Origin of the sequence: Rhodococcus erythropolis NBRC 15567 (genome assembly GCF_001552595.1) — a bacterium.
GTDB classification, from domain to species: domain Bacteria; phylum Actinomycetota; class Actinomycetes; order Mycobacteriales; family Mycobacteriaceae; genus Rhodococcus_F; species Rhodococcus_F erythropolis.
Genome location: NZ_BCRM01000001.1, coordinates 490,277 through 515,663 on the forward strand (window position 1 = coordinate 490,277; position 25,387 = coordinate 515,663).

At 62.7% G+C, this 25,387-nt stretch carries 28 protein-coding genes and 1 tRNA gene; 20 read left to right on the top strand and 9 right to left on the bottom strand.

Features of this window, described 5'->3' with window-relative positions:
• Both pcaG and pcaH read right to left on the bottom strand, forming a co-directional pair.
• Window positions 1-642, bottom strand: a complete 642-nt coding sequence (pcaG, locus tag RE4_RS02360; RefSeq protein WP_060937919.1) for a protocatechuate 3,4-dioxygenase subunit alpha — start codon at window positions 640-642, stop codon at window positions 1-3.
• Window positions 635-1,354: a protocatechuate 3,4-dioxygenase subunit beta gene (gene pcaH, locus RE4_RS02365; protein WP_007730015.1), complete on the bottom strand. Its 720-nt coding sequence runs from the start codon at window positions 1,352-1,354 to the stop codon at window positions 635-637. Before pcaH ends, pcaG begins: the two co-directional genes overlap by 8 nt.
• Before the next feature lie 171 nt (window positions 1,355-1,525).
• Here pcaH and RE4_RS02370 point away from each other — a divergent pair, with 171 nt between their 5' ends.
• Both RE4_RS02370 and RE4_RS02375 read left to right on the top strand, forming a co-directional pair.
• A complete protein-coding gene (locus tag RE4_RS02370) occupies window positions 1,526-2,272 on the top strand; it encodes a CoA transferase subunit A (protein ID WP_007730016.1) in 747 nt (248 codons plus the stop codon).
• Window positions 2,269-2,916 (top strand): CoA transferase subunit B, encoded by a 648-nt coding sequence (locus RE4_RS02375; protein WP_060937920.1) that lies wholly within the window; start codon window positions 2,269-2,271, stop codon window positions 2,914-2,916. Before RE4_RS02370 ends, RE4_RS02375 begins: the two co-directional genes overlap by 4 nt.
• A gap of 63 nt (window positions 2,917-2,979) precedes the next feature.
• Here the strand turns inward: RE4_RS02375 and RE4_RS02380 are convergent, their stop codons facing one another.
• A complete protein-coding gene (locus RE4_RS02380) occupies window positions 2,980-3,858 on the bottom strand; it encodes an AraC family transcriptional regulator (RefSeq protein WP_021331871.1) in 879 nt (292 codons plus the stop codon).
• A 154-nt stretch (window positions 3,859-4,012) separates the two neighbouring features.
• Between RE4_RS02380 and RE4_RS02385 the strand changes: the two genes are divergently transcribed.
• From RE4_RS02385 to RE4_RS02400, 4 genes are all read left to right on the top strand, one after another.
• The gene (locus RE4_RS02385; protein WP_060937921.1) at window positions 4,013-4,585 is read left to right on the top strand and encodes a peroxidase-related enzyme; all 573 of its coding nucleotides are present in this window, start codon (window positions 4,013-4,015) and stop codon (window positions 4,583-4,585) included.
• 133 nt (window positions 4,586-4,718) lie between these two features.
• The gene (locus RE4_RS02390; RefSeq protein ID WP_060937922.1) at window positions 4,719-6,416 is read left to right on the top strand and encodes a hypothetical protein; all 1,698 of its coding nucleotides are present in this window, start codon (window positions 4,719-4,721) and stop codon (window positions 6,414-6,416) included.
• On the top strand, window positions 6,388-7,005 hold the full coding sequence (locus RE4_RS02395; protein ID WP_060937923.1) for a sortase domain-containing protein: 618 nt from the start codon (window positions 6,388-6,390) through the stop codon (window positions 7,003-7,005). Before RE4_RS02390 ends, RE4_RS02395 begins: the two co-directional genes overlap by 29 nt.
• 26 nt (window positions 7,006-7,031) lie before the next feature.
• Entirely contained in the window at window positions 7,032-8,114 is a 1,083-nt protein-coding gene (locus RE4_RS02400) for a M20/M25/M40 family metallo-hydrolase (protein ID WP_060937924.1), read from the top strand.
• Here RE4_RS02400 and RE4_RS02405 read toward each other — a convergent pair.
• Entirely contained in the window at window positions 8,075-9,100 is a 1,026-nt protein-coding gene (locus RE4_RS02405) for a LacI family DNA-binding transcriptional regulator (RefSeq protein ID WP_060937925.1), read from the bottom strand. The two genes, RE4_RS02400 and RE4_RS02405, sit on opposite strands and share 40 nt — an antisense overlap.
• A gap of 234 nt (window positions 9,101-9,334) precedes the next feature.
• Between RE4_RS02405 and RE4_RS02410 the strand changes: the two genes are divergently transcribed.
• The 8 genes from RE4_RS02410 to RE4_RS02445 are packed head-to-tail and all read left to right on the top strand — an operon-like array spanning window position 9,335 to window position 16,310.
• Window positions 9,335-10,177, top strand: a complete 843-nt coding sequence (locus RE4_RS02410) for a BtpA/SgcQ family protein (RefSeq protein ID WP_003940276.1) — start codon at window positions 9,335-9,337, stop codon at window positions 10,175-10,177.
• A gap of 2 nt (window positions 10,178-10,179) precedes the next feature.
• A complete protein-coding gene (locus tag RE4_RS02415) occupies window positions 10,180-11,079 on the top strand; it encodes a carbohydrate kinase family protein (protein ID WP_060937926.1) in 900 nt (299 codons plus the stop codon).
• Window positions 11,076-12,083 carry a substrate-binding domain-containing protein gene (locus RE4_RS02420; protein ID WP_019745494.1) on the top strand — a complete coding sequence of 336 codons (1,008 nt, stop codon included), beginning with the start codon at window positions 11,076-11,078 and terminating at the stop codon, window positions 12,081-12,083. The genes RE4_RS02415 and RE4_RS02420 overlap by 4 nt, the downstream gene beginning before the upstream one ends.
• Window positions 12,084-12,085: 2 nt before the next feature.
• Window positions 12,086-12,856 carry an ATP-binding cassette domain-containing protein gene (locus tag RE4_RS02425; RefSeq protein WP_060937927.1) on the top strand — a complete coding sequence of 257 codons (771 nt, stop codon included), beginning with the start codon at window positions 12,086-12,088 and terminating at the stop codon, window positions 12,854-12,856.
• Window positions 12,853-13,896: an ABC transporter permease gene (locus tag RE4_RS02430; protein WP_003939698.1), complete on the top strand. Its 1,044-nt coding sequence runs from the start codon at window positions 12,853-12,855 to the stop codon at window positions 13,894-13,896. Before RE4_RS02425 ends, RE4_RS02430 begins: the two co-directional genes overlap by 4 nt.
• Window positions 13,893-14,942, top strand: a complete 1,050-nt coding sequence (locus RE4_RS02435) for a phosphotriesterase family protein (protein ID WP_003940279.1) — start codon at window positions 13,893-13,895, stop codon at window positions 14,940-14,942. Before RE4_RS02430 ends, RE4_RS02435 begins: the two co-directional genes overlap by 4 nt.
• On the top strand, window positions 14,935-15,687 hold the full coding sequence (locus RE4_RS02440) for a glutamine amidotransferase (RefSeq protein WP_003939869.1): 753 nt from the start codon (window positions 14,935-14,937) through the stop codon (window positions 15,685-15,687). Before RE4_RS02435 ends, RE4_RS02440 begins: the two co-directional genes overlap by 8 nt.
• The gene (locus RE4_RS02445; RefSeq protein ID WP_060937928.1) at window positions 15,684-16,310 is read left to right on the top strand and encodes a TenA family protein; all 627 of its coding nucleotides are present in this window, start codon (window positions 15,684-15,686) and stop codon (window positions 16,308-16,310) included. Before RE4_RS02440 ends, RE4_RS02445 begins: the two co-directional genes overlap by 4 nt.
• 97 nt (window positions 16,311-16,407) lie before the next feature.
• On the opposite strand, the gene RE4_RS02450 is transcribed toward RE4_RS02445, so the two are convergent.
• A tRNA-Met gene (locus tag RE4_RS02450) sits at window positions 16,408-16,481 on the bottom strand.
• Between the two features lie 53 nt (window positions 16,482-16,534).
• Window positions 16,535-17,245 carry a FadR/GntR family transcriptional regulator gene (locus RE4_RS02455; protein WP_020909270.1) on the bottom strand — a complete coding sequence of 237 codons (711 nt, stop codon included), beginning with the start codon at window positions 17,243-17,245 and terminating at the stop codon, window positions 16,535-16,537.
• A 98-nt stretch (window positions 17,246-17,343) separates the two neighbouring features.
• On the opposite strand from RE4_RS02455, the gene RE4_RS02460 reads away from it, so the two are divergent.
• From RE4_RS02460 to RE4_RS02475, 4 genes are read left to right on the top strand one after another with little or no spacing between them, the layout of a single operon-like run.
• A complete protein-coding gene (locus RE4_RS02460) occupies window positions 17,344-18,093 on the top strand; it encodes a (Fe-S)-binding protein (RefSeq protein ID WP_019745490.1) in 750 nt (249 codons plus the stop codon).
• Window positions 18,090-19,610, top strand: a complete 1,521-nt coding sequence (locus RE4_RS02465; protein ID WP_060937929.1) for a LutB/LldF family L-lactate oxidation iron-sulfur protein — start codon at window positions 18,090-18,092, stop codon at window positions 19,608-19,610. The genes RE4_RS02460 and RE4_RS02465 overlap by 4 nt, the downstream gene beginning before the upstream one ends.
• The gene (locus tag RE4_RS02470; protein ID WP_060937930.1) at window positions 19,607-20,281 is read left to right on the top strand and encodes a LutC/YkgG family protein; all 675 of its coding nucleotides are present in this window, start codon (window positions 19,607-19,609) and stop codon (window positions 20,279-20,281) included. The genes RE4_RS02465 and RE4_RS02470 overlap by 4 nt, the downstream gene beginning before the upstream one ends.
• A 10-nt stretch (window positions 20,282-20,291) precedes the next feature.
• Window positions 20,292-21,107, top strand: a complete 816-nt coding sequence (locus RE4_RS02475; RefSeq protein WP_060937931.1) for a mycofactocin-coupled SDR family oxidoreductase — start codon at window positions 20,292-20,294, stop codon at window positions 21,105-21,107.
• A gap of 6 nt (window positions 21,108-21,113) precedes the next feature.
• Here the strand turns inward: RE4_RS02475 and RE4_RS02480 are convergent, their stop codons facing one another.
• Both RE4_RS02480 and RE4_RS02485 read right to left on the bottom strand, forming a co-directional pair.
• The gene (locus tag RE4_RS02480) at window positions 21,114-21,752 is read right to left on the bottom strand and encodes an LON peptidase substrate-binding domain-containing protein (RefSeq protein ID WP_003940076.1); all 639 of its coding nucleotides are present in this window, start codon (window positions 21,750-21,752) and stop codon (window positions 21,114-21,116) included.
• Window positions 21,752-22,228, bottom strand: a complete 477-nt coding sequence (locus tag RE4_RS02485) for a DUF309 domain-containing protein (protein WP_060937932.1) — start codon at window positions 22,226-22,228, stop codon at window positions 21,752-21,754. The genes RE4_RS02480 and RE4_RS02485 overlap by 1 nt, the downstream gene beginning before the upstream one ends.
• Window positions 22,229-22,368: 140 nt before the next feature.
• On the opposite strand from RE4_RS02485, the gene RE4_RS02490 reads away from it, so the two are divergent.
• The gene (locus tag RE4_RS02490) at window positions 22,369-22,713 is read left to right on the top strand and encodes a YciI family protein (protein WP_007730031.1); all 345 of its coding nucleotides are present in this window, start codon (window positions 22,369-22,371) and stop codon (window positions 22,711-22,713) included.
• A 6-nt stretch (window positions 22,714-22,719) separates the two neighbouring features.
• Window positions 22,720-23,961, top strand: coding sequence for an RNA polymerase sigma factor (locus RE4_RS02495; RefSeq protein ID WP_060937933.1), 1,242 nt, complete (start codon window positions 22,720-22,722; stop codon window positions 23,959-23,961).
• An 8-nt stretch (window positions 23,962-23,969) separates the two neighbouring features.
• On the opposite strand, the gene dprE1 is transcribed toward RE4_RS02495, so the two are convergent.
• Complete coding sequence (dprE1, locus tag RE4_RS02500) at window positions 23,970-25,382, bottom strand: decaprenylphosphoryl-beta-D-ribose oxidase (protein WP_060938247.1); 1,413 nt, start codon at window positions 25,380-25,382, stop codon at window positions 23,970-23,972.
• Window positions 25,383-25,387: the final 5 nt, after the last annotated feature.

Genomic DNA, 25,387 nt, shown 5'->3' on the forward strand with positions numbered 1-25,387 from the left:
TTACAGCTCGAAGAAGGGCGTCTCGACGCCGTTCGCGTCCTCGTCCTGAACATAGACCGTCCAGGAGTACCCACCGTCGACCTTGGTTGCAACCAACTTCGCGCGTTCGGTTTCGCTCAGTGAGGACAGCACCGGATCTGTTACGTGTGCGTCGGTGTCCTCGGGGAAGTACAAGCGGGTGACCAGGCGGTCGAGCATGCCGCGAGCGAAGACCGACACGTTGACGTGCGGCGCTTCGTCCGCATCCGTTTCAGTGGGCTGCGCTCCGGGCTTGACGGTGTAGACCAGTGCGGTGCCGGTGGAATCTGCTGCGCTGCGGGCGAATCCGCGAAAACCCGCCGGAGTGAGGTCCACTGCGCCGCGGGGATCGTCCGGATGGTTGAAGCGTCCGAGCGTATCGGCCTGCCATGTTTCGATCATCGCGTCGGCGACGGGTGTGCGGGCGCCGTCGATCACCGTGATGGCCAGCGTGATTCGTCCGGGGGTGTCGGTCGGGGCAGCGTCGGGGCCGTCCGTCCAGGGGAGGCCGATGTGCCAGTACGGTCCGACGGTCTGAGAGGGCGTGACCCCGAAGGGGGCGGTGGTGAAGTCGCCGGGGACGACCGGATAAGTGGGTGCGGGCTTCGCGGTGTGATCAGTCATCGTGGTCTTCCTCGTTCTCGAATACGGAGGCATTACGGCCGCGCAGGACGATGTCGAAGCGGAACCCGAGAGCCCAGTTGGGGACTGTGGCGTCGTAGTCGAAGACGCTGACCATGCGGTGACGTGCTGCTTCGGGTACCGCGTTGTAGATCGGGTCCTGGAAGAACATCGGATCGTCGGGGAAGTACATCTGCGTCACGAGGCGCTGCGTGAATGCCGTGCCGAACAGCGAGAAATGGATGTGGGCCGGTCGCCAGGCGTTGTCGTGGTTCATCCACGGGTAGGCGCCCGGCTTGATCGTGGTGAAGCTGTAGTGGCCGTTCGCGTCGGTCACGCAGCGACCGAGCCCGTTGAAGAACGGGTCCAGCGGCGCGGGCCAGTTGTCGCCGGTGTGGCGGTAGCGTCCACCGGCGTTGGCCTGCCACACCTCGAGCAGTGTGTGGGGGACCGGCTTTCCGTCGCCGTCGAGTACACGGCCGTGAACGACGATGCGCTGTCCCTGTGCTTCGCCGCCGTTGGCGATGGTCAGGTCGTTTTCGCCGGCGCCGACGCGATCTTCGCCGAATACCGGCCCGGTGAGCTCCGTGAGGCGCTGGGGGAGCAGCTTGAGCGGTTGCTTCGGGTGGCGAAGAGAAGTGGTCTTGTAGTCCGCGAAATCGGCCGGGGCGTTGACGCCAGTCGGCCGCTGGTACCTCGGCGGTAGATGCAGCATAGGGAACCTCGTCGTTCGGTTACGTGAAGTTGTTCGCAATGTGTACATGTGTTGCGCTCTGCGAACAGAATAGTTCGTAGATGTGACCCAGGCAATGCCGGGGGCGAAAAATGTTCGTAATGCGCACGGGGGTTCACAATACGTACGCACCGCGCTACTGTGATCGACATGATGGACAAAGTCATTCCCACTGCTGCCGAGGCCGTCGCCGACGTGCCGGACGGCGTCACGATCGCTGTCGGAGGTTTCGGGCTCGTCGGAGTGCCGGAAATCCTCATCGATGCGCTCCTAGAGCAGGGCGCGACATCACTCGAAACGGTGAGCAACAACTGCGGCACCGACGGGTTCGGGCTCGGAGTGCTTCTGGAGAAGGGGCGTATCCGTCGTACTGTCAGCTCGTACGTCGGCTCCAACAAGGAGTTCGCGCGTCAGTACCTTTCCGGTGAGCTGGAAGTCGAACTCACGCCGCAGGGCACGCTCGCCGAGCGCATGCGCGCCGGGGGAGCGGGCATCCCCGCGTTCTTCACCCCGGCCGGCGTCGGCACCCAGGTCGCCGACGGTGGCCTGCCACTGCGTTACGACGGCAACGGCGGCATCGCAGTTGCCAGTCCGCCCAAGGAAACTCGTGACTTCGACGGCGTCACCTACGTGATGGAGCGCGGCATCGTCGCCGACTATGCACTGGTCCACGCCTGGAAAGGTGACCGGCACGGCAACCTCGTCTACCGCGCGAGTACCCAGAACTTCAATCCGGCTGCAGCAACGTCGGGGCGCATCACCATTGCGCAGGTCGAGCACCTCGTCGAGCCGGGTGAGCTCGACCCTGCCGAGATCCACACGCCGGGCATTCACGTTCAGCGTGTTGTCCACGTCGGCCCCGTGACGGTCGGCATCGAGAATCGGACGGTACGAGCATGACTTCTGTACTACCCACCAAACTCACCCGCGAAGAGATGGCGGCCCGCGTCGCGCGCGAACTCGAGGACGGGCAGTACGTGAACCTCGGCATCGGTATGCCGACGCTGGTTCCGAACTACCTCCCGACCGACATCACCGTTGTATTGCATTCGGAGAACGGCGTTCTGGGCGTGGGGCCGTACCCGACCGAGGACGAACTCGATCCCGAGCTGATCAATGCGGGCAAGGAGACCATCACCGTTCTCCCCGGTGCGTCGTTCTTCGACTCCTCAGCGTCGTTCGGCATGATCCGCGGCGGCCAGGTCGACGTTGCCGTGCTCGGTGCCATGCAGGTCAGTGCCACCGGAGACCTCGCGAACTGGATGATCCCCGGCCACATGGTCAAAGGCATGGGCGGCGCGATGGATCTGGTCCACGGCGCAAAGCGCGTCATCGTGATGATGGAGCACGTCTCGAAGAAGGGTGAGCACAAGATCGTCGAGGAGTGCTCGCTTCCGCTGACCGGTACGGGCTGTGTCCAGCGAATCATCACCGACATGGCCGTGATCGACGTGACTGACGACGGTCTCCGCCTGGTGGAGACGGCGCCGGGCATCAGCGTCGAGGACGTGGTTGCTGCCACCGGAGCGAAACTGATTCTTTGACAGTATGTTTCATCTGATGGCTCAGCCGCCGGGTCGTGACTTCCATCCGACCCGGCGGCTGTTTTACGCCCCGACGTCCTTCAGCTCGCTCTCGACCGGAATCCAGAGCTCGAACCGTGCGACGGTGAAATCGTCGTTGTATTCGGTACGCATGATCTCGGGACCAGGTACGGAGCGAAAAGGGTTGGCCGGGAACCATTCCGTGTAGATATCGCGCCACAAGTACTGCACAGATTCGATTGCCGACCCGTCGGCGGTGAACACGGCCCACGTGTGTGCGTCGACCGTCAGCACATCGAAACCCGTGGGTGAAGGTTTGCCGGTGACCACTCCCAGGTAGTAATCCAGTTCTGTACCTTCGGTTCTGGGATGCGCCAAATTGTCGACGACACTGACGATTCCCGCCGGTTCCTGATCGGACAGCTCGCGCAACCCGCGCAACGCAACCTTGTCCACGGAGCGGGTGAAATCTTCGATGGCGGAGTTGGGACCTTCGTGAACCAGTGGAACCCGGGTCTTGAACCCGACTACCGTCAGGGCAGGTTTGTCCACAAGCATGTAGTCCATCGGTGTGGCTCCTTCCAGTGTCACGTGAATGACAAGTTTCGGTTGTGATTTGAGAACGGCGGGAGCGCGTTTGACCGCGCCGGGGCTCACGCCGTGAAATGCGGTGAACGCTCGTGTGAAGGCTTCCGCGGACGAGTAGCCGTACTTCACGGCGGTCTCCAACACTCCTGATCTGCTGACGGACAACTCGGCACCGGCCAGGGTGAGTCGACGTCGACGGATGTATTCGGATACGGGAATGCCGGCCAGGGCTGAGAACATCCTCCGAAAGTGATACTCCGAGGTGGTTGCCAGCCTTGCCATCTCGGCTGTGTCGATCTCGCCGCTCAGATTGCTTTCGATGTAGTCGAGCGCGCGGTTCAGTCCGTCGATCATCGTGTCTTCCTGTTCACGGGTTTCACGCTACGCAGATCACTTGGGCCGTACCCGACTATCCGTGCCCGAAAAAGTAGGGCAGGAAATGCATCTGGACAACTCAGTTAATCATCATTATCTTGAATCGAACATCGATGGTTGACCAGGAGGCACAGTGAGCACCCGTTTTCCGCAGGCTGAATTGACCGAGGTGCCCGAGGACATCGCCGCCAAGATTCTCGAGATCCAGGAGAAGTCAGGGTTCGTGCCCAACGTCTTCCTGATGTTCGCTCGGCGGCCAGCCGAGTTCCGGGCATTCTTCGCATACCACGACGTGATCATGCTCAAGGAAGATTCCGCACTCACCAAGGGCGATCGAGAAATGATCGTCACCACGATCTCTGCGGCCAACAAATGTACGTACTGCGTTGTCGCGCACGGCGCGATTCTGCGTATCTACGAGAAGAAGCCGCTGGTTGCCGACCAGGTTGCGGTCAACTATCGCACCGCAGAGATCTCCGATCGTCAGCGCGCGATGCTCGACTTCGCCACCAAGGTGAACTCCGCCTCACACGAAATCGCCGACGTCGACTTCGACACCCTCCGTGTGCACGGCTTCGGCGACGCGGACGCGTGGGACATCGCCGCGATCACTGCATTCTTCGGGCTGAGCAATCGCATGGCGAGCTTCTCCGGCATGCTGCCCAATCCGGAGTTCTACCTGATGGGGCGCGTTCCGCGGTCCTGATTCCTGCCACTCGAACATAAGCTTTCAATTTTTCGGACCGACCGGTCGTAACGTCTGGAACTCAGCCGACGAAGTAAAGGCTGTCCACGCCGGAATTGCCGTCTTCGTAAAGAAGGCCGAAAGGTTGAGCGCTATGTCGGAGAAGTCCATCGCCCATTCTCGGAGGGTCCGCTCTGCGGCCGCCGGTGCCGTACTAGCTCTCGGATTGGCGGTGGGCGGCACAGGAATTGCATCGGCAGAGCCCGAAACCGTGTGTACCCCGAGTGCCGATCCGCTGGTGACCTGCGCCGAGGAAGAGGCAGCTGCCACCACCGACGCCGACGCGGCGACGAGCACCGAGACCACACCCGAGAAGGTTGAAGCCGGGGTCGCGGGCGCGGGCAGTGCCGAAACCGCAGGTACGGACGCCGCAGCACTGGCGGAAGCCGAAGCAAAAGCCAAAGCAGCAGCCGACGCGGCAGCGAAGGCCGCCGAAGCAGCCGCGACGGCAGGGGTCGACTCGTCCGCAGCGACAGACACTTCGGTGAAGGCGACCGAGGCAATGACTCAGGCGAGCGTCGAGGCAACCAAGGCGGCGGTCGAATCGACCAAGGCCAAGGCGGAGGCAGGGGCCGCGGAACAGTCTGCCAAGGAAGCCGAAGAGGCAGCCAAGGTTGCGGAGTCCGCGGCGGCCGATGCGAAAGAGGTAGCAAAAACAGCTCAGGCAGAAGCAGACGCCGCCGCAGCCAAGGCTGCTGAACTCGAGGAAGCGGCGAAGGCCGCCGGTTCGGGGCCCAAGACAGAAGAGGCAGCACAGGCGCGCGCCGAGGCTAATGCTCTGCAGGCCAAAGCCGATGAGGCGAAGGCTGCCGCGGATGCAAACGCCAAGCTGGTTGCGGACAAGAACAAGGAAGCCGAGGAAGCCTTCAAGAACTGGGATTTCGCGAAGGCAGCCGTCGCTAAGGCTCAGGCTCTCGCCGCCGCATGGAACGCCAAGCAGCTCGCGATCACCGTCAAGGAAACTCAGAAAGTGGCCACCGCCGCCGAAACCACGGCCAAGGCAGCCGAGTCCGCGGCTGCCACCGAGGTAGAAGCTGCCACCGCCGCCCGTAAGGCTGCTGATGAAGCGGCAGCTACCGCAGCTTCCGCACAGAAGGACGCCGACGCTGCGCAGAAGGCCGCGGAGACGGCCCAGGCCGAAGCCGATGCTGCGGGCGAGGCTGCCACCGACAAGCGAGCCATTGCCGACGAAAAGGCTGCCGAAGCCGCCAAGAAGGCCGAAGCTGCCGAAGCGGCGAGCAAGAAGGCGCAGGATCTCTACCTCGCCGCCGAAGACGCGAAGGCCGCAGCCGACGCCGCAGCAGCAAAGGCCAAGGAAGCTCAGGCCGCTGCAGCCGCAGCAAAGGTTGAAGCGGATGCAGCGCAGAAGATCGTCGACGAGCTCAAGGCAAAGGGCGAGAAGGAGATCGACAACGGAACAGGCGTCGGCGGTGAAGTGATCATCGGTGAGCACACCGACGACGGCTCCGGAGTCACGAAGGTCGACGAGACCACCGCTGTAGTGAACAAGACCGGCGTCAAGCTGGTCGGCTACTACAACAACAAGGGCGCCTTCGACGTCGTCGACTACTACGTCACCGATGCCGACGGCGATCCGGCACTTGCAGGAAGCCTGCCCCCCGTCGAACTTGCTCTCGGTGACACTGCAAGCAGCAGCACCAGCGGTAGCAGCAACTCCAACCTGCCGGCTGTATTGATCGGCGTCGGAGTCGTGGGCGCTGCCGCCGCAGCAGCTACGACGGTGGTTGTTCGTCGCAAGCGTCATGACGGCCCGGGCAACACGTCTGCGTAGCGCCGGCCTCTCGGCGGTAGCGATCCTCGCCCTCCTCGCATCCGGATGTTCGGGCGAGAATGCGGGATCGCTACCTGACCGCTCGCCGGTGCAGTCGCATATCGCGGCTGCACCGGCTTCGGTGACCGTCGATCCGGCAGAACCCGAGAGGATCGAGTTGAGGACTGCGTCCGGGGTCACGTACCTGAGCAGTCCGTTGCACTCGGAGAAACTGATGCGCGGCGGCGAGAGTGGGCAGCAACTGAATCCCGTCGACGAACTGCCGGTGTGGTGGGGTGAGAGCGGAATGCCGGGAACGTCGACCACACAAACAGTTGTTGTGGTCGGCCACAACTACACCACTCGCGAAGCACCGTTCCGGGCGCTCCGGGTAGTGGAGCCGGGCGATCGAATTCTCCTGGCTACACCGAACGGCACACTCGAGTACGACGTCGAAACAGTCGGGCCGCTGCACAAAGGTTCGCTGCTGGGCGCTCACGAGTTGCGCGAATCGGTTCCGGGACGGCTGATCCTCGCCAATTGTGATGTCGTCGAAGGAGAGTCGACCGACGACAATTACGTCGTCATCGCCCAGCTGGCAGCGCACTGAATCCGTGGCAGTGCAAGAATAGGTACATGGATTCCCTCGGACTTCTCTCGGAACTGGTAGCTCTCGACACGGTCTCGGGGGAGGCCGCTCCTCAACGGCGGGCGATGGATTCGATTGTCTCGTTGGTTCTCTCACGTGCGCCAAAGGCGAAGGTGGAGTCAGACCTGACCGGCAATCATCCCTGGGCCTTGATCACCAACGAGGCTGCACCCTCGGCAGCCAGACTACTGTTCGCCTGCCACGTGGACACGGTGCCAGTGGGCACTGTCTCCGACTGGGAGTTCGACCCGTACGCCGCACAGGTCGACGGCGAATTGTTCCTCGGCAGAGGGACATCGGATATGAAGGCCGGCCTTGTCGCCGCTACTGCCGCGGTTGTCGACGCCTTCGAACGTGGAGTCCCGGTCGCACTACTGCTGACGAGCGACGAGGAAATCGGATCGCTCGGGGCCGTTCGTTCGGCCGACGCCGTGGCGAATCTCGAGGTCGGGGCCGTCATCGTTCCCGAGGCGACCGGTAATCGCATCAACCTGGGGCACCGCGGTGCACTGTGGCTCGAAGTGTCCGTCAAAGGAAAAGCCGCGCACGGGAGTACGCCGCAGCGAGGAACAAACGCTGTCCTCAAACTGCTTGACGTCGTCGATCGAGCTCGGCGTGAGCTTCCGCTGTCGTCCGACGCGTTTCTGGGCGCCGAAACCTGGAACCTCGGTTTGGTCGGCGGCGGTTCGGCTCCGAACATCGTGCCGGACAATGCACGTGCGGTGATCGATCACCGCACGGTGGGAGACGGCGCAGACCTGCTTGCATGGTGGCGCGCCCAACCCGAAGTCGACTCGGTGGAGACGTCGATTCACCTGGGAGGTGTGCGTACCGACGCGTCGGATCCGTGGTTGGCTACCTTGCCGATCCCTGTTGCAACCGAACCGGTTTCGTACTTCACGGACGCTTCGGTGCTGGCAGCGGCCGCCCCCGGCGCTCCCGTCGTGATCTGGGGCCCTGGCACTCCCTCGTTGATGCATGCGGCCAACGAAAGCGTCAAGGTCTCGGAACTGGACGATGCAATTGCGGCTTACGGTGCGGTGGGTGCTGCTTGGTCGACGGTGGACTGACGGACAATCAGTTCAGGAGCAAGCGCAATGTGGGCTGTCGACTCGGAAGAGTTGTTCATCGCCTGATCCAGAAGTCGCACAGCTTCTTCCGCGATTCTCTCCTGCGGCTGTCCGACGGTGGTCAATGGCGGATTGCACAGTTCGGAGAAGGGGATGTTGTCGAAACCGGTGACCAGAATGTCGCCGGGGACGTCGATGCCCAATGCGTGGCAGGTCTGCAGCACACCGAGCGCGATCAGGTCGTCGGCGCAGACCAAGGCATCGGGGCGAGTTTTGCCGGTCAGGATGGTGTTGGACGCCGTGCGTCCCCATTCGATCGAATACTCGCCGAGTTGTGTCCACTCGTCACGAGTTTCGATTCCCATTCGATCCGCATGGCGGAAGAATCCGGCCCGGCGAAGTTCGGTCGACGAATTGGTCAGCTCGGAACTGATGAAGGCAGCCGATCGCGCGCCGCGCTCGGACAGATGCTCCATCACGAGTGATTGAGCGGCGTCGTCGTCGACACCGACCCAATCCGTCTGGGTATCCATTGCAAACCGGTCCAGTTGAACGACCGGAAGCGTTGCTGCGCTGGCTCGTACTGCTTCGGCACTCAATTCGCCGTGGCACGGGCTGATGATGATTCCGTCCACCTGCCGCGAGACGAGCGACTTGAGCCGCTGCGCTTCCACGTCGGGATCGGAACGAGAATCGCACAGGAACAGTTGTAGGCCGCGCTGAGCGAGGACGTGTTCGACGTTGACCACCAGCGAAGTGAAGAAGGGATTCGCGATACTGGGAACCACCATGCCGACAGTGTCCGTCCGATTGCGACGCAGTGAGCTGGCGATGATGTTTCCCGAGTATCCGAGAGAATCCGCGGCTCGTTTGATCGTCGCTGCAAGCTCGTCCGAGACAGGGCGGGATCCGGACAGTGCTCGCGACACGGTGGCAGTCGAGACCCCGGCCAGTTCCGCGACATCGCGAATGGTCGCCTTGCGCATGCGTCCCCCGTTTTCTGCTCGATTCGGGTCCGAGGTTATCGAACCGCACGGTCCAGTGTCCCGCATGTAACGCGATTGAGGCAATCGTTTACAAATTCGAATTGTGAAATCCTTGACACAACCCGGTGTTGATCGCATAACCTGCTAATTCATCAAGGCAATCGATTACATCGTGTGCAGATCTTGTGCATGGACATACAGCGCAAATCTTGCGCATGGAATGGGGTAGCTGAAGTGACCGCATCACCGCTCGGAGTCTTTCCGCCCAAGCCCTCGGCGTTGGCAGAGATGTTCACCGGCACGCCTTCTCTCATCGGGGCCATCCACCTCCCTGCTCTGCCGGGCAGCCCGCACTACACCGGGCAGCCGGTTTCGGAAATTGCTCGCTTCGCTGTGGAGGAAGCGCACGCGTACGTCGACAACGGTTTCGACGGTGTGATCGTCGAAAATCACTGGGACATACCGTTCCTCAAGCCCGGCGAACACGGATACGAAACCGCCGCCAGCATGGGAGTCATCACGGCAGCGGTGGTCGGTGAGTTCGGCAAGGCCGTCGGCGTCAGCATCCTGTCCAACGCCGGCGAGTGCGGAGTGGCCGCGGCGTGGGCGGCAGGCGCGAGTTTTGTGCGCGTCAATCAGTGGGCCAATGCCTACATTGCCAATGAGGGCTTCATCGAGGGTCAGGCGGCCAAGACGACGCGCTTTCGCCATCGCATCGGCGCCGACCCGGTCCGGATCTTCGCTGACGTGCACGTCAAGCATGGTGCGCATGCCATTGTTGCGGACCGCACCGTCGCGGAACAGACCGAAGACGCCGAGTTCTTCGACGCAGATGTCCTGATCGCGACCGGTTCGCGCACCGGTGACGCCGCTTCGGTCGACGAGGTTTCCGTGATCCGAGACAACACCGTTCTTCCCGTGATCATCGGATCCGGCATCACGGCTGCCAACGTCGCAGCGCTGATGAAGGAATGCGACGGCGCCATAGTTGCATCCTCGGTGAAGGACAATGGACGCTGGTGGGGACGGGTCGCAGGCGAGAAGGTCCGCGAACTGTCCCGGGCCGCAGGAAAGTAACCATGATTGTCTTTTGTGGATACGCCAACAACGATGTGACGGTACATGTTCCACATGTACCGGTGCTCGGAGAGCGCGTGCAGGCAACGGCCATCAGTCAGATCGACGGTGGAATGAATGCAAATGCTGCGGTATCCGCAGCCCGAATGGGCGCGCAGGTGATCTTTGCCGGTGCCGTGGGCCCGGACGCGCGGTCCACCGAGTTTCTCGAAGCCCTCGAGACTGACGGCGTCGACACCAGTTGGTCGCCGCGAGATGCGTTCCTGTCGACGGCAGTTGTACTCATCGCGCAGGACGGCGATCGCTCCATCATCAGTCAAGACGACCCGAACGATGCCGAACGCATCGGAGTTGTCATCACCCGATTGGCTGCTGCCGGTGGTGGACGGCTGTTCCTCGACGGATACCGTGCGGGCTTCCTGCCAGAGGGATTGCCGGGAAGCGTAAGTCTGGTAATCGATCTGGACGGTTGTGAAAACAAAGCCGCGGCACTGCGCGCATTCGCGCTCGCTGACCACGTCGTCGTAGGGCGTGCCCTGTGGGAAGGCGAGTTCGGGATCGGTTTCGATCAGTGGCAGGCACTGGCCGCCGAGCACAACACACACCTGCTGGTGACCGACGGCTCGCGAGGTTGGACACTGGCCACACCGGACGGCGAGGTGACGAGCGAACCGGCAGTAGTGGTCGACGTCGTCGATGCCGTCGGGGCCGGTGATTGCTTCGGCGGTACGTACATCGCTTTTGTCGACGCCGGGCGCTCACCGGTGGACGCTGCACGACTCGCGGGAGCCTCGGCTGCCTTGGCTTGCGCCACTGCCGGACCCCGCGGATGCCCCACCCGAGATGAATTGGACAGCTTCACAGCAACATTGACCCCTCACACCCTTTTGGAGACTCGATGATGAAACGTGCATTGCCTCTGGCGCTGGGAGCTGCAGTCGCGCTCACGCTCACCGCTTGTGACTCGGCTTCGTCGAGCGACTCGAAGGACGCATCGGGTGGCTCGTCCATCCCGCAGCCGACCCGAGTCGCCGAAAGCTGCGACGGGACGAACGGCAAGCTCAAGGTCGGTCTGGTGACCATCAACCTTCAGGCGCTGTACTTCAACCAGATCAACAATGCCGCCAAGAACGTCGCGGACAAGGCAGGTGTCGACCTGCAGATCATCAGTGGCAACGACGATTCCGTGGCGCAGGCCAACGCCTTCGACAATCTGATCGCCGCCGGAGTCGACGCGATCATCGTCGATGCAATCGACACGGACGGAATCAAGCCGTCGGTGGTCAAGGCCAAGAACGCGGGCATCCCCGTCGTCGCGGTCGACGCGACCATCGACGATCCGGCGCTGTCGACTCAGGTCGGTACGGCCAATGCCGAGGGCGGTGCCAAGATCGGAAACACCTTGGCCGACGTCGCGAACAACACCGGAACGGTCGGTATCGTCGGCGCGCTCAACAGCACTGTCCAGTTGGAGCGGCAGAAGGGCTTCACTGAGACCGTGACCGGCCGCGGAATGACCGTCGGCACCGTCGTGGACGGACGTAACATTCAGGAGAACGCACAGACCGCAGCGGAGAACCTGCTGACCGGCGGCGGCGACATGAAGTACGTCTATGCAACCGGCGAGCCGGCGTTGATCGGACTCGTTGCGGCGGTCAACAGTCAGAAGGCGCAGGATCGCATCGAAGCAGTCGGTTGGGATCTTTCGGATCAGGCGGTAGGCGGACTCAAAGCCGGTTGGCTTAAAGGCGTGGTCCAGCAGAACACCTTCGAATTCGGCCACGAGGCAATGAATTCGGCAATCGACCTGGCTTGTGGTCGCGGCGCTCCGGCGAACATCCCCGTCCCCACCCAGATCGTGACCCCGGAGAACGTAGCCGACTACATGTACTACTTGGAGAAGTAATCATGGCACCTCCACTGATCGAACTCTCGGGCATCACCAAGTCGTACGGACCGGTGAAGTCCCTTCAAGGAGTTGACCTTCGGCTGGCGAAGGGTGAAGTACTCGGAGTCGTCGGCGACAACGGCGCCGGCAAGTCCACCCTGATGAAGATCCTCGCGGGCGCCGTCCAGCACGACGGCGGCGAAATGCGCGTCAACGGTGAACCAGTGCGCTTCTCGACGCCGCTCGACGCGCAGCAGAAGAAGATCGGCATCGTCTACCAGGACCTGGCGCTGTGCGACACGCTCGATGTCGCGAGCAACCTGTTCCTCGGCAGAGAACCGCGAAAAGGTCCATTTCTCGACCGGCATGCCATGCACGAGAAGGCGACTCACATTCTCGCCGACCTTCATGTCAAGGTGAAGTCGACCTACCAGGAGATCGGGCAACTGTCCGGCGGGCAGCGGCAAACCGTCGCGATCGCCCGCGCTGTTTCCTTCCGGCCAGACGTACTGATCCTCGACGAGCCCACCGCAGCGCTTGCCGTCGCCGAGGTCGAGTCGGTGCTCAAGCTGACCACGGACGTCGCAGCGGCCGGAGTGGGCGTCATTCTCGTGACACACCGCCTGCAGGACCTGTTCCGCGTATGTGACCGAATCACGGTCATGTACGAGGGACAGAGTGTCGACGATGTTCCGATCGGCGACCTGAACATCGAGTCCCTCGTCGGACTCATCACTCGAACTCCGGTGCCGCAACGGACATCGGCAGCAACACAGGGAGCCACGGCATGACCACTCTCGAGAAGACCCAGGCGCCGATCGAGCGCAAGCTCGCCGCGAAACCCTCCTTGTGGGACAGCGTCAACAAGCCCACCCTCGCGATGCTGGCGGTGACAGTTGCTGTCGCAGCCGTCTTCTCGGCGACCACGTCGTCGTTCCTGACATTCACGAACCTGTCGAACCTGGCAACCCAGATCGCTCCGGTTCTGATCATCGCGGTGGCGATGACTTTCGTGATCACGGCAGGTCAGATCGACCTGTCCGTCGGTGCGATCGTCGCGTTCGTCGCGGCGATGAGTGCCGAGCTTATCCAGGCCGGCGTCGATTCGTCCCTGGTCTTCGTCGCCGCCCCGGTGATGGGTGCGGCCTGGGGCCTGGTCAACGGATGGCTCGCTGCCTATCAGGGCATTCCGCCGTTCATCGTGACTCTGGCGACGATGTCCGTCATTCGCGGTATCGCGCTGTATCGGACCGAAGGATTCTCCGTTCCGGTTCCGGCCGACACTTACTTCGCGAAGCTCGGAACTGCTGAGTTCCTCGGGTTCTCCGCCAGCGCCTGGATTGCTCTCGTCGTCGTGGTCATCGGAGCAATTGCGCTCAACCGCATGCGCTTCGGGCGCTACGTCACCGGTATCGGATCCAACGTCGAATCCGTGCGACGGTCCGGTGTCAACACGCGTCGTGTGCTCATGATGACGCTCGTCTTCACCGGCTTGGCTGCCGGTATCGCGGGACTGCTGATCGCGGCTCGACTGGGCTCGGGTTCGGCCAACTCCGCAACGGGATTCGAGCTCACGGTGATCACCGCGGTGGTTCTCGGTGGTACCAACCTCTTCGGCGGTCGCGGCACCGTGATCGGTACCGTCATCGGCGCCGTCCTGACCGGAATCATCGCCAACGGACTGACCCTGCTCGGCGTGAGCCCGTTCCTGACGCCGATCATCACCGGTGTCGTTCTGCTACTGGCCATCTGGATCAACATGCGGGGACACACCCTGAGCGCGCTGTGGCGACACCTGCAGTCCGCACCCTCGGGGCCTGCACGTTCATGAGCAAGGTTCGTACTGTCACGGGAACTGTGGACAGTTCGGAACTCGGACTGGTTCTCCCACACGAACATCTGCACAACGACGTCACCGGTGCGTACACCGAGGCCCCGGATCCGGTTGTGGCACAGCGGCTGGCCGGTCCGGTGCGCGCCGAGGATGCCTGGCTTCTTCACGACAATCCGTATTACAGTCTCGACAATTGTCGAGTCGACGACGCAGCGGCCGTGGTGGAAGACCTTGTGGACTTCGCCCGCCTCGGTGGTCGGACGATCGTTGATCTGACACCGCCGGGACTGGGCCGGGCACCGGAGAAGTTGGCGGAGTTCTCGCGAAAGTCAGACGTGCGAGTGATCATGGGTTCAGGGTGGTACCTCGAGACGACCCATCCGGTCGAGGTCCACGAACTCGGTGTCGACGATCTGGCAGGTTCGCTCGTCGAGGAGTTCGATCCGGCAAAGGAATTGGCACCTGGCGTGATCGGGGAGATCGGAGTCTCCCCGCTCTTCACTCAGAACGAGGCGAAAGCGTTGAGGGCGGCATGCATCGCCCAGCGCGAGGTGGACGTGCCCCTGTTCGTCCACCTTCCGGGATGGCAGCGCGTCGGACATCACGTCGTCGACATCGTGGTCGACGAGATGGGCGTCGATCCGCAAGCAGTGGTCCTGTGCCACATGGACCCGTCCGGACACGACGCCGACTACCAACGATCGCTCGCCGACCGCGGTGTCTTTCTCGAGTTCGACATGATCGGGATGCCTTTCGATTTCCCAGGCGAGGGTCTTTCGCCGCATCCGGCGGAAACAGCCACTGCGGTAGCCGGATTGGTCACCTCCGGCCACGCATCACAGCTCCTGCTCAGTCACGACCTCTTCCTCAAATCAATGCTCAGAAAGCACGGCGGAAACGGATTCTCCTACGTACCACTCGCCTTCGCCGCCCGGTTGGTGCGCGCAGGCGTAGATCCCCAGCAAGTGTCCGCACTGATGCGAGACAACCCGAGGTCGCTCTTCGAGCAGGCCGCGAAAGGAAACAGAAGCAGTCATGGGTAAACGAGTACTGATCGCCGGCGAGAGCTGGATGACGACGTCGACGCACGTCAAGGGCGTCGACGAGTTCAGTGTCCATTCCTACGTCGAGGGAGTCGGTCCGCTTCGGGATGCGCTCACCTCACGTGGCCACGACGTGACACACATGCCCGCACACCTGGTGCCCACGCAGTTCCCCGGTACCGCAGAAGCGTTGTCCCAGTTCGACGTCGTCGTTCTCTCCGACATCGGAGCGAACTCGCTGCAGTTGGCTCCCGGTGTCTTCGACCAGTTCCGCGCCGGGGAGGATCGCCTTGTCGCGCTTCGTGACTGGGTGAACGCCGGCGGCTCACTGATGATGATCGGTGGCTACCTCTCGTTCTCCGGGTTCCAGGCGCGAGCAGCTTTCCGCCAGACCGCGATCGCCGAGGTACTACCCGTGACGATGCTGGCCGAAGACGATCGCGTCGAGACACCGGCCGGGATCGTTCCCACCGTCGTCGATGCTGCTCACCCGGCTCTCGGTGGTGCCGGCGATTCCTGGCCGGCGCTCCTGGGATACAACCGCGTCGTCGCGAAGGACGGTGCCGTGGTTCCCGCCACCATCAACGGCGATCCGCTTGTCGCTGCCGGTGAATACGGCGCCGGACGGTCGATCGTCTTCACCTCGGACTGCTCGCCGCACTGGGCTCCGCCGGAGTTCTGTGAGCAGTGGCCCGGATACACCGACCTGTTCGACGGCTTGATCAGTTGGGTCGCCGGCGAATGAGTCGCTCCTCAGACCTGCTCGCGCGGCAGCAGAGTAATCTCGCTGCCGCGCGGGCGGTTCCATTCATCGAGGACACCATCGGCGGGACGTTGAGTGATGAGGGATTCCGCCGGTACCTCGTGATCGAAGAGGCATTCGTACTGACGGCCGTCAAGGTGTTGGGGTTGGTGGTCGCCGAATCCCCGACGCTCGACGACGCGTTCGACCACGTGACGTCGATGTCGAACCTGGTGGGCGAACAGCGCGAGTATTTCGCGCAGTTGCGTTCCCGCTTCCCGTACGCGGGGGACGCAGCGGCTCTGGTCGAGGAGTCGTCTGTGCTGTCGACGCATGCCTTGACCCTCGCTGGCGAAGAGGGCAGGGCGGCGGCCCTGGTGGGCATGTACGCCGCGGAAACCCTGTATCTGTCGTGGTGCCGGGAGGCGGTGGCAGTGAACGTACAGCGCGAACCAGCGTTGCAGGACTGGGTAGACATGCATGTCGCTCCGCCGTTCGTGTCTCAGGTGGCGGTGCTGGCGTGCGAGGTGGACGCCATGCCCGAGTCCGTCACCGACGAGGACCTGGATCGGTGGTTCTCCGGCATGCTGGCCGCGGAGATCGATTTTCACAACGTGGCGGTGTGAGGTACTGCTGTGCGCCTTTATTAACCCCCGGCGGTTAATAAAGGCGCACAGCAAAAGGCCCGTAGGTCGCTTTCGCAACCTACGGGCCTCTTCTTTGTAGCGGGGACAGGATTTGAACCTGCGACCTCTGGGTTATGAGCCCAGCGAGCTACCGAGCTGCTCCACCCCGCGTCGGTGTGAAACCAACAGTACACGACTTCTGGAGGTGCAATTACCACCCCCTGTCACCGGCTGGAGTGAGCGCTTTCCGAGTAGTAACCGCGGATGTGTCCGACTATGCGCTGACGTGCGAGTTCGCCGTCACCCGCGTTGACCGCATCGACCAATCCTCGGTGTTCGTGACGCAGTCGCATGCAGGTGCTCGGCCAGCTGTCGATCTGCACGCCCGCGAGAACGTAGGCCTCGATGGACTCTCGTAGGCCGGTCATCATGGCTGCGATCACCTGATTGCCCGCCGCGTCGGCGAGCGCTACGTGGAATTGCGCGTCGAGTAGTAGGAATTCCTCGGCGGAGAGATTTACGTCATCCATCGAGTCGAGCAGTTCGACGGCCGTGCTGAGGTCGGGCGTCGGGGTCCGCGATGCCAGGGACTGCATCACCTCGGATTCGAGAACGAGTCGTGTCTTCACCACATCCGAGACCGGAAACCCTTGTGCTGCAACCTGCATCCGCATCAGCATGGTCATGCCGCCGGTCGGTTTGGCCACGATCATCGCGCCGGACGTCGGGCCGGAGCCAGTCTGCGCCTTGAGGAGGCCGAGTGCTTCCATGACCCGCAACGCTTCTCGGACCGATGACCGTCCGACGCCCAACTCTGCTGCCAGAATTCTCTCTCCCGGCAGGCGCTGGCCAGGAGACACCTCGCCTGAAACGAGCCGACGTTCGAGGTGGCTCAGTACTTGTTCCCACGCTCGCGGGCTCGGCTCGGTCGGCATGAGGCAAGAGCATAACCGGGTGGACGCCGTTTACGGGGTGGCCTGTCCGGGGATGTATTACTGTGGTCAGACCACACCGACAGATTGCGGGGAACCACATGCGAGTAGCGCTGTTCGCCACCTGCATCGGGGACACGATGTTTCCCGACGCCGTCAAGGCCACCGCCCTCCTGCTCACCCGTCTCGGGCACGACGTCGTGTTTCCGTCCGGGCAGACCTGCTGTGGGCAGATGCACGTCAACACCGGCTACCAGCCGGGCGCGCTGCCACTGGTCGCGAACTACGCCGATACTTTCGGTGATGCGTCGATCGACGCCGTTGTCGCACCATCGGGATCGTGCGTCGGTTCGATCCGTCATCAACACGAGATCGTTGCCGAGCGCTACGGCACCGCGTCGCTGTGTGGGCAGGTGCAGACAGTGAAGGCAAAGACGTACGAGCTTTCCGAATTCCTCGTAGATGTTCTCGGTGTCACCGATGTGGGCGCGTACTTCCCGCACCGGGTCACCTATCACCCGACCTGTCACTCACTGCGCATGTTGAGAGTGGGAGACAAGCCACTTCAGTTGCTGCGCAACGTCCGCGACATCGATCTGGTCGAACTCCCGGAAGCAGATTCCTGCTGCGGCTTCGGCGGCACGTTTGCCATCAAGAACGCCGAGACGTCGACGGCCATGTTGGCTGACAAGATTCGCCATGTGGCCGACACCGGCGCAGAGTTCTGCAGCGCCGGAGATTCGTCCTGTCTCATGCACATCGGCGGTGGGATGTCACGACTGCAGATGGGCGCCAAGACCATTCACCTCGCGGAGATTCTGGCATCGGTGGAAAGCCGGGTGCACGCATGAGCGCTGTGACGCTGGGTCTGCCCAGCTTTCCGCCGAGGTCACCCGAAGGTGCAGGGTTCCTGCGAGGTACTGAGAAGTTCCCTGTCGCAGCACATCACGAGCTGGCCAACGCGCAACTGCGACGCAATATCGGCAAGGCAACGCATACCATCCGTGCCAAGCGCATCAACGTAACTGGAGAGCTCCCCGATTGGGAGGAGCTGCGGGATGCGGGTTCGGCGATCAAGGCCGACGTCATGGCGCGGTTGCCGGAACTGCTCGAACAGTTCGAAGCTGCAGTAATCGCTCGCGGTGGGCAGGTGCATTGGGCAGCGGATGCCAACGAGGCCAACGCCATTGTGACCGAGCTTGTCAAAGCCACCGGCTCCGACGAGGTCATCAAGGTCAAGTCGATGGCAACGCAGGAGATCGGTCTCAACGAGCATCTCGAAACCCAGGGAATTATCGCCTACGAGACCGATCTCGCGGAATTGATCGTCCAGCTCGGCCACGACAAACCGTCGCACATCCTGGTTCCTGCGATCCATCGCAACAGGTCAGAGATTCGCGAGATTTTCCTGCGTGAGATGCCAGATGTCGATCCGAACCTCGGGGAGAACCCGGCCGAACTTGCCGCAGCTGCACGAAAGTTCTTACGCCACAAGTTCATGACGACGCCCGTCGCCGTATCCGGCGCCAATTTCGGCATCGCGGACACGGGCACTCTGACCGTCGTGGAGTCGGAGGGCAACGGGCGAATGTGCCTGACGCTGCCGAAAACACTGATCACCGTCATGGGCATCGAGAAGATTCTGCCGACCTATCAGGATCTGGAGGTCTTCCTTCAACTGTTGCCGCGGTCGTCGACGGGGGAGCGGATGAACCCGTACACCTCCCTGTGGACCGGCGTGACGCCTGACGACGGTCCACAGGAATTTCACCTGGTCCTCCTCGACAACGGCCGGACCGCCGCGCTTGCCGACAAGATCGGGCGGGAAGCCCTGAGCTGCATACGGTGCTCGGCGTGCCTGAACGTGTGCCCGGTCTACGAGCGCACCGGTGGCCACGCCTACGGATCCACCTATCCGGGACCGATCGGCGCGGTACTGACTCCGCAGCTCGCGGGCATGCATGGCAAAGACGATCCGAATTCGACTCTTCCTTTTGCCTCGAGTCTGTGCGGTGCGTGCTTCGACGCCTGCCCGGTCAAGATCGACATCCCGTCGCTGCTGGTCGAATTGCGGCACCAGAAGGTCGAGCAATCCGGTGTCACGGCAGAGTCTTTGGCGATGAAAGCCGCATCTCTGGCGATGTCGACCGAGGGCAGGTGGACGCTGGCTCAGAAAGCTGCCGGGCTCGGACGCGTCGTGGCCGGCAAGAAGGGGAAGATCTCCACATTGCCACCTCCATTGAACGGTTGGACAGCTGCCAGAGACATTCCCGCACCGCCCAAGCAGACCTTCCGATCCTGGTGGGACTCCGACGAAGGCCGCGAGGCATTGGACGAGGCGCGTCGTGACGGGAAGGCAGACAGATGAATTCACGTGACGTGGTGCTCGGACGCATTCGTGATGCCATCACCTTGGCGCCCGCCGGTGAAGGCGAGATACCGCGAAACTACCGGACTGGCAGAACCATGTCCGACGGGGAACTCATCGATTTGTTTGTCGACCGTCTGGTGGACTACAAGGCGCACGTTCACCATTGCGCTGCAACAGAAATCGCCGAGGCCGTCGCCGGAATACTGAGACAGCACGGACTGAACACTCTGGGGATCCCCGCCGGCCTCGACCGATCATGGGTAGCCGGGTTCGACGGAACGCTGGTGGTGGACAGCCCGGACGTACCGGCTCCCGAACTCGAGAACCTCGACGCCGTTGTCACCGGCTCGAAGGTAGCGTGCGCCGAGACCGGCACCATCTTCCTCGACGCCGGTCCGGAGCAGGGACGTCGTGCGTTGACTCTGGTACCGGACACACACATCTGCGTCGTGTATCGCAGCAGTGTGGAAGTGGGAGTGCCGGAGGCGATTGCGCGGCTGACGCCGCAGCGTCCCACCACCATGATCAGCGGCCCGTCGGCAACCTCCGACATCGAACTCGAACGCGTCGAAGGTGTACACGGTCCGCGAAATCTGCACGTCGTGATCGTGGATGGCTGGTTCCCGCCGAGCGGGAACTCAGGGGCAGCGGGCCACATCAGCGTCTAACGTCCCGGCCATGACACAACTCTTGGCAGGCAAGGTCGTCTTCATCACCGGTGCAGCGCGGGGTCAGGGACGCAATCACGCGATCCGACTCGCGCAGGAAGGTGCCGACGTCATCGCTGTCGACGTGTGCGCGTCGGTGTCTGAAGACGTGGGTTACGCGGCCGCGACTGAAGCCGACCTCGAAGAAACGGCCCGTCTCGTGCGAGCAGAGGGGCGCGAGATCGTCACCGCGGTAGCGGATGTGCGTGACCTCAAGGCGCTGCGGGCGGCGGTGGCGTCGGGCGTCGACAAGTTCGGTCGCCTCGACGTCGTGATCGCCAATGCGGGCATCGCTACGTGGAATCGTTTCTGGGAGATGCCGGAAGAACAGTGGTCGACGCTGGTGGACATCAATCTCAATGGTGTGTGGCGCACGATGGCGGCTGCGGTTCCCTCGATGATCGAGGCGGGCAACGGTGGTTCCATCGTGATCGTCAGCAGTGCTGCCGGCGTCGCCGAAGCGCCTGGTTGTGCGCACTACTCGGCGGCCAAGCACGGTCTCGTGGGTTTGGCTCGCACTGCGGCAACGGAATTGGGTAGCTTCGACATTCGAGTCAACAGCATCCACCCTGGCGCGGTGGAGACTGAGATGGGCAACGATCCCAACGTGGGTAAGGTGCTCACTACTCATCCGGAGTACATGAACTCGTACAAGTGGCCGCTCACGTCCGTCCCACGCACCACCGTCGAGGACATCTCCAACGCCGTGGTCTACCTTGCGACGGACCTCTCCCGCGCGGTCACCGGGACGAAGATCGTCATCGACATGGGTCAGACGATGGCGTAGTTGCGCTCAGAGGAGATTGAACTGCGCGACCTCGATGGTGTTCTCGACTGCCTCCGAGAGTGTGCGAATACGTTCGTCGGCGCCTGGCGCGGTCAAAATCGCCAGGCGATCGGCGTCACCCATCGGAATGCTCCTGGCGAGGGCATACAGCCGAGAACCCAGCGGATCCAAGGGATCCGGTGGGACAGGCATTCGCGGAGTCTGTTCGCCGGCCCGAAGTGCGAGCTTTCCCAACATTCCGTACATGAACTCGATGCGCTCGAGGAGCGAGTCGTATTCGTAAGCAGTGACTGGTGTTCCGTTGTTCTCGTCAGGCCACAATTCGACCTCGGCAAGTGGGTAGGGATCGTCCGGCAGCCATCGATTGACCCGGATGCGGTCTTCGGTCCGGCAATACAACTGATACCGCCCGGCACCCATGGCGACATGAGACTCGATCCGAGCCAGAGTGCCGACGTCGTGGCGTGATTCGCCGCCACCGACCTCGTGGCCACGAGCGATGAGCACTACTCCGAACAGTGGGCCGTCGGCAGCTTCGAGAACGTTCTCGACCAGTGCGCGATACCGAGGTTCGAAGATGTTCAGGGGCAACACCTCACCCGGTAGCAAAGCGGAGCCGAGCGGAAACATGGGGAAGATGGGCATCAGGGGATTCTCAACCTCGGAATCGGAGGGGCGGGGAAATCGCCGGGGCGATCGATTTCGGCGAGCAGGTGCTCGGACCACGTCAGTAGACCGGGGATATCGAGGCCGTGCGGACTCTCGACCTCGTAGTGCCTGATGCGGTCGTGACCCTGGCCGAGGAGTGAGACGGCGCCGGTGTTGTTGCCCCGAAGCAGATGGGTGAGCCCGACGGCCAACTGAGCCAGTCCCTGCCACAGGTCACGTTCCTCGGGCGGCGCGCTTTTCCACGTTCCTTCGAGAATCTCGTGTGCGTGGAAAGGCATGCCGTGGTCGAGGAGGCGCTGCGCCTCGGTGATCGACTCGTCTGGTGGCAGGCGTACATCGTCCGGAATGCGCGGGACACCGCCCGCTGAGTCGCGTGGCAGTGGACGTCCGAGTCCGTCACGGGGCCGCGAATTGAGGGGTTTCCCAGCGGCGTCCCGGTCGCGTTCGGTCATACACTCAGCCTAACGGCAGCACCTCGGACGAACCCGCCGAAAGTTTTTTCGAGTCGCCTGTCGATTCCGGGGAGAACCGTTCGTCGTCATGTTGTAAGGCAAGAAAGCCGGAAGAGAAACAACAGACCAAGGAGTCAGTCATGAAGTACATGTTGCTCATCTACACCGCGCCCGGCGGAGACACCGAACCCCAGTGCACGTTCGAGGACTGGCAGCAATATGACAAGGAAATGAAGGATGCCGGTATCTGGGTGTCCGGCGATGCCCTCGCCGACCTGACGACTACGACGACGGTTCGGGTCTCGCAGTCCGGAGAAAAGACCGTCACCGACGGACCCTTCGCTGAAACCCGTGAGATCCTCGGCGGCTACGACGTCATCGACGTTCCTGATCTGGATGCGGCGCTGGCCTGGGCCGCGCGGTGCCCCGGCGCGCGCGACGGCGGCAGCGTCGAGGTGCGTCCACTGGCCGGGTTCGGGGACTGATGCGCCGTGGACGAGCAGGCCGAGAACTCCATCGAGTCAGTGTTCCGGGAGGAACGTGGACGACTCTTGGCCTCGCTCGTCCGCCGTTTCGGTGATCTGGATCTGGCCGAGGAAGTTACCTCCGAAGCCGTCGAGGCCGCGTTGGTGCACTGGCCGGTGGACGGAGTGCCGGCCAAACCCGGCGCCTGGCTGCTGACCACGGCGCGTCGCAAAGCCGTCGACAGGCTTCGTCGTGATCAGGCCTATGCGGCGCGATTGGCGGTGATGCAGGTGGACGCCGATCGTGCCGACCCGGCGCCGCCCACGGTCGACGGAGAACTTCCCGACGAGCGGTTGCAGCTGTTCTTCACCTGCTCGCACCCGGCGCTGGCCGAGGACGACCGAATCGCACTCACCTTGCGTTGCCTCGGCGGGTTGACGACGCCCGAAGTTGCTCGGGCCTTCCTCGTTCCTTCGGCGACAATGGCGCAGCGGATCGTGCGTGCGAAGAAGAAGATACGTCAGGCTCGGATTCCCTTCCGAACTCCCAGCACCGAAGAACTCCCGGAGCGCCTGCCCGGTGTTCTACAGGTGATCTATTCGGTGTTCACCGAGGGGTATGCCGCCAGTTCGGGTCCGGATCTGCAACGCGTCGACCTGGCGGTGGAGGCGATCAGGCTGGCGAGGATCTTGCGCGCTTTGCTTCCCGATGAGCGCGAGATCGCCGGGTTGCTGGCGTTGATGCTTCTCGTCCACGCGCGTCGGGATGCCCGTACCGACGCCGGTGGCGGGATCGTCCTCCTCGAGGACCAGGATCGCGGGTGTTGGGACCAGCCGATGATCGAGGAAGGCAGCGACCTCGTCGTGGTCGCGTTGACCGGGGGAGCGCCGGGGCCGTACGGGGTGCAGGCTGCCATCGCCGCATTGCATGACGAGGCTGCGGATGTGGAGAGCACCGACTGGCCGCAGATCTGCGCGCTCTACGGAGTGCTCCTCACGTTGACGCCTTCGCCTGTCGTCGCAGTCAACAGGGCAGTGGCGCTGGCGATTCGCGACGGCGAGGAGGTTGGGCTGGCAGCTTTGGAAGAACTGGCAGCGGAGCCCAAACTTGCCGACTACCACCCGTATCACCTCGCGCGCGCCGAACTGCTCGCGCGGTTGGGGCGCACCGACGCGGCAATGTCTGCATACCGACGTGCGCTGAATCTGGTTGGTACGGAACCGGAGCGGGCCTACTTGGAGCGTCGGCTCGGTGAGATCTCTGACTGATCGGCGCCTCAGATCAATTCGAGTCTTCGGGCCATGTCGGACACAAAAACACCTGTCGGATCGATATTTCTGCGCATCTGGATCCACTCGTCGATTCGCGGATACATCGAGTGGAAGCTCGCCGCGGTAGTCCGAGAGTCCTTGGCGGTGTAGAGGCGACCGCCGAATTCGAGTACCCGTTTGTCGAGGGAGGCGACGAACTCACCCAGGCCGGACTTGATCGGGAAGTCGAAGGCCACGTTCCACCCGGACATCGGAAAGCTCAGTGGGGCAGCGTTTCCCTCGCCGAAAAGTTTGAAGACGTTGAGTGCCGAGTAGTGCCCCGAGCCCTGGATGTCGCGGATGATGCTCTTGAATTCGTCCACTGCCTCGACCGGCACCACGAACTGATATTGCAGGAATCCCTTGGACCCGTACGCGCGGTTCCACTCGCCGATGAGGTCGAGTGGGTGATAGAACTGCGTCAGGTTCTGCACCTTCCCGACGTAGTTGCCGCCGGTGCGGTAGTAGAACTCGCCGATCGCTGACGCCGATAGCTTGTTCATCAAGCCGTTGGGGAAAACATCCGGTGTCGTGAACAGTTGTGGCGCATCGAATTTCAACGGGTTCTTCTGCAATTTCAGCGGAAGCTGGTCGATGGTCGCCAACGAACCACGCGTGATCGAGGCCCGGCCGAGCTTCGGCGGCGCACTGACTGCATCGAACCAGGCGCTCGAATACGTGTAGTCGGCTTCGCTGCCGTCGCTGTGAAAAGCGACGGTTTCGTCCAGGCTTGCGGTCAGTGCGCCGTCGTTGACGAAGTATGCCGTTTCGGTCGGCGTCATCTCGAGGGTGACGCGCAGGATGATCCCGGTCAGTCCGATCCCGCCGACGGTAGCCCAGAAGAGTTCGGATGTCGGGCCTTGCGGCTCCAGTGTTCGGATACTGCCGTCAGCAGTGAGCAGATCCATCGAGCGGACATGATTTCCGAAGCTGCCCTCGGTGTGGTGGTTCTTGCCGTGAATATCGCAGGCGATCGCTCCGCCGATGGTTACCTGGCGTGTTCCGGGGAGTACCGGTACCCAGAGACCGAATGGTAGCGCCGCGCGCATCAGTTGATCGAGAGAGACTCCCGCGTCCATCTCCACGAGACGGGACTCGGCATCGATCTTGTGAATTCGACGGAAGGCAGTCATGTCGATGACCAAGCCGCCGGTGTTCTGCGCGTTGTCTCCGTAAGACCGGCCCAGACCACGAGCGATGACTCCACGTCGGAGGTGCAACGGCTTGTCCGCGTTGTCGTCTGCGACGCGGGCGACGGCCTTTGCGATCGCCTCTACATCAGGAGTCGAAACGACATGCGAGGTAGTTCGGGCTGTGCGACCCCAACCGCCGAGGACGGTGGACGCAGAGGTTGGCAGATCGGTGGCGTAGTCGGACACGAAAT

Excerpts from the sequence above, each read along its gene's own strand:
- pcaH (WP_007730015.1), bottom strand. The coding sequence starts at position 1,354 with ATGCTGCATCTACCGCCGAGGTACCAGCGGCCGACTGGCGTCAACGCC.
- RE4_RS02470 (WP_060937930.1), top strand. The coding sequence starts at position 19,607 with ATGAATTCACGTGACGTGGTGCTCGGACGCATTCGTGATGCCATCACC.
- RE4_RS02485 (WP_060937932.1), bottom strand. The coding sequence starts at position 22,228 with ATGACCGAACGCGACCGGGACGCCGCTGGGAAACCCCTCAATTCGCGG.
- RE4_RS02420 (WP_019745494.1), top strand. The coding sequence starts at position 11,076 with ATGATGAAACGTGCATTGCCTCTGGCGCTGGGAGCTGCAGTCGCGCTC.
- RE4_RS02490 (WP_007730031.1), top strand. The coding sequence starts at position 22,369 with ATGAAGTACATGTTGCTCATCTACACCGCGCCCGGCGGAGACACCGAA.
- RE4_RS02425 (WP_060937927.1), top strand. The coding sequence starts at position 12,086 with ATGGCACCTCCACTGATCGAACTCTCGGGCATCACCAAGTCGTACGGA.
- RE4_RS02480 (WP_003940076.1), bottom strand. The coding sequence starts at position 21,752 with ATGCCCATCTTCCCCATGTTTCCGCTCGGCTCCGCTTTGCTACCGGGT.
- RE4_RS02460 (WP_019745490.1), top strand. The coding sequence starts at position 17,344 with ATGCGAGTAGCGCTGTTCGCCACCTGCATCGGGGACACGATGTTTCCC.
- RE4_RS02395 (WP_060937923.1), top strand. The coding sequence starts at position 6,388 with ATGACGGCCCGGGCAACACGTCTGCGTAGCGCCGGCCTCTCGGCGGTA.
- RE4_RS02445 (WP_060937928.1), top strand. The coding sequence starts at position 15,684 with ATGAGTCGCTCCTCAGACCTGCTCGCGCGGCAGCAGAGTAATCTCGCT.
- RE4_RS02435 (WP_003940279.1), top strand. The coding sequence starts at position 13,893 with ATGAGCAAGGTTCGTACTGTCACGGGAACTGTGGACAGTTCGGAACTC.
- RE4_RS02475 (WP_060937931.1), top strand. The coding sequence starts at position 20,292 with ATGACACAACTCTTGGCAGGCAAGGTCGTCTTCATCACCGGTGCAGCG.
- RE4_RS02405 (WP_060937925.1), bottom strand. The coding sequence starts at position 9,100 with ATGCGCAAGGCGACCATTCGCGATGTCGCGGAACTGGCCGGGGTCTCG.
- RE4_RS02430 (WP_003939698.1), top strand. The coding sequence starts at position 12,853 with ATGACCACTCTCGAGAAGACCCAGGCGCCGATCGAGCGCAAGCTCGCC.
- RE4_RS02370 (WP_007730016.1), top strand. The coding sequence starts at position 1,526 with ATGGACAAAGTCATTCCCACTGCTGCCGAGGCCGTCGCCGACGTGCCG.
- RE4_RS02465 (WP_060937929.1), top strand. The coding sequence starts at position 18,090 with ATGAGCGCTGTGACGCTGGGTCTGCCCAGCTTTCCGCCGAGGTCACCC.
- RE4_RS02390 (WP_060937922.1), top strand. The coding sequence starts at position 4,719 with ATGTCGGAGAAGTCCATCGCCCATTCTCGGAGGGTCCGCTCTGCGGCC.
- RE4_RS02440 (WP_003939869.1), top strand. The coding sequence starts at position 14,935 with ATGGGTAAACGAGTACTGATCGCCGGCGAGAGCTGGATGACGACGTCG.
- pcaG (WP_060937919.1), bottom strand. The coding sequence starts at position 642 with ATGACTGATCACACCGCGAAGCCCGCACCCACTTATCCGGTCGTCCCC.
- RE4_RS02380 (WP_021331871.1), bottom strand. The coding sequence starts at position 3,858 with ATGATCGACGGACTGAACCGCGCGCTCGACTACATCGAAAGCAATCTG.
- RE4_RS02415 (WP_060937926.1), top strand. The coding sequence starts at position 10,180 with ATGATTGTCTTTTGTGGATACGCCAACAACGATGTGACGGTACATGTT.
- RE4_RS02455 (WP_020909270.1), bottom strand. The coding sequence starts at position 17,245 with ATGCCGACCGAGCCGAGCCCGCGAGCGTGGGAACAAGTACTGAGCCAC.
- RE4_RS02400 (WP_060937924.1), top strand. The coding sequence starts at position 7,032 with ATGGATTCCCTCGGACTTCTCTCGGAACTGGTAGCTCTCGACACGGTC.
- RE4_RS02375 (WP_060937920.1), top strand. The coding sequence starts at position 2,269 with ATGACTTCTGTACTACCCACCAAACTCACCCGCGAAGAGATGGCGGCC.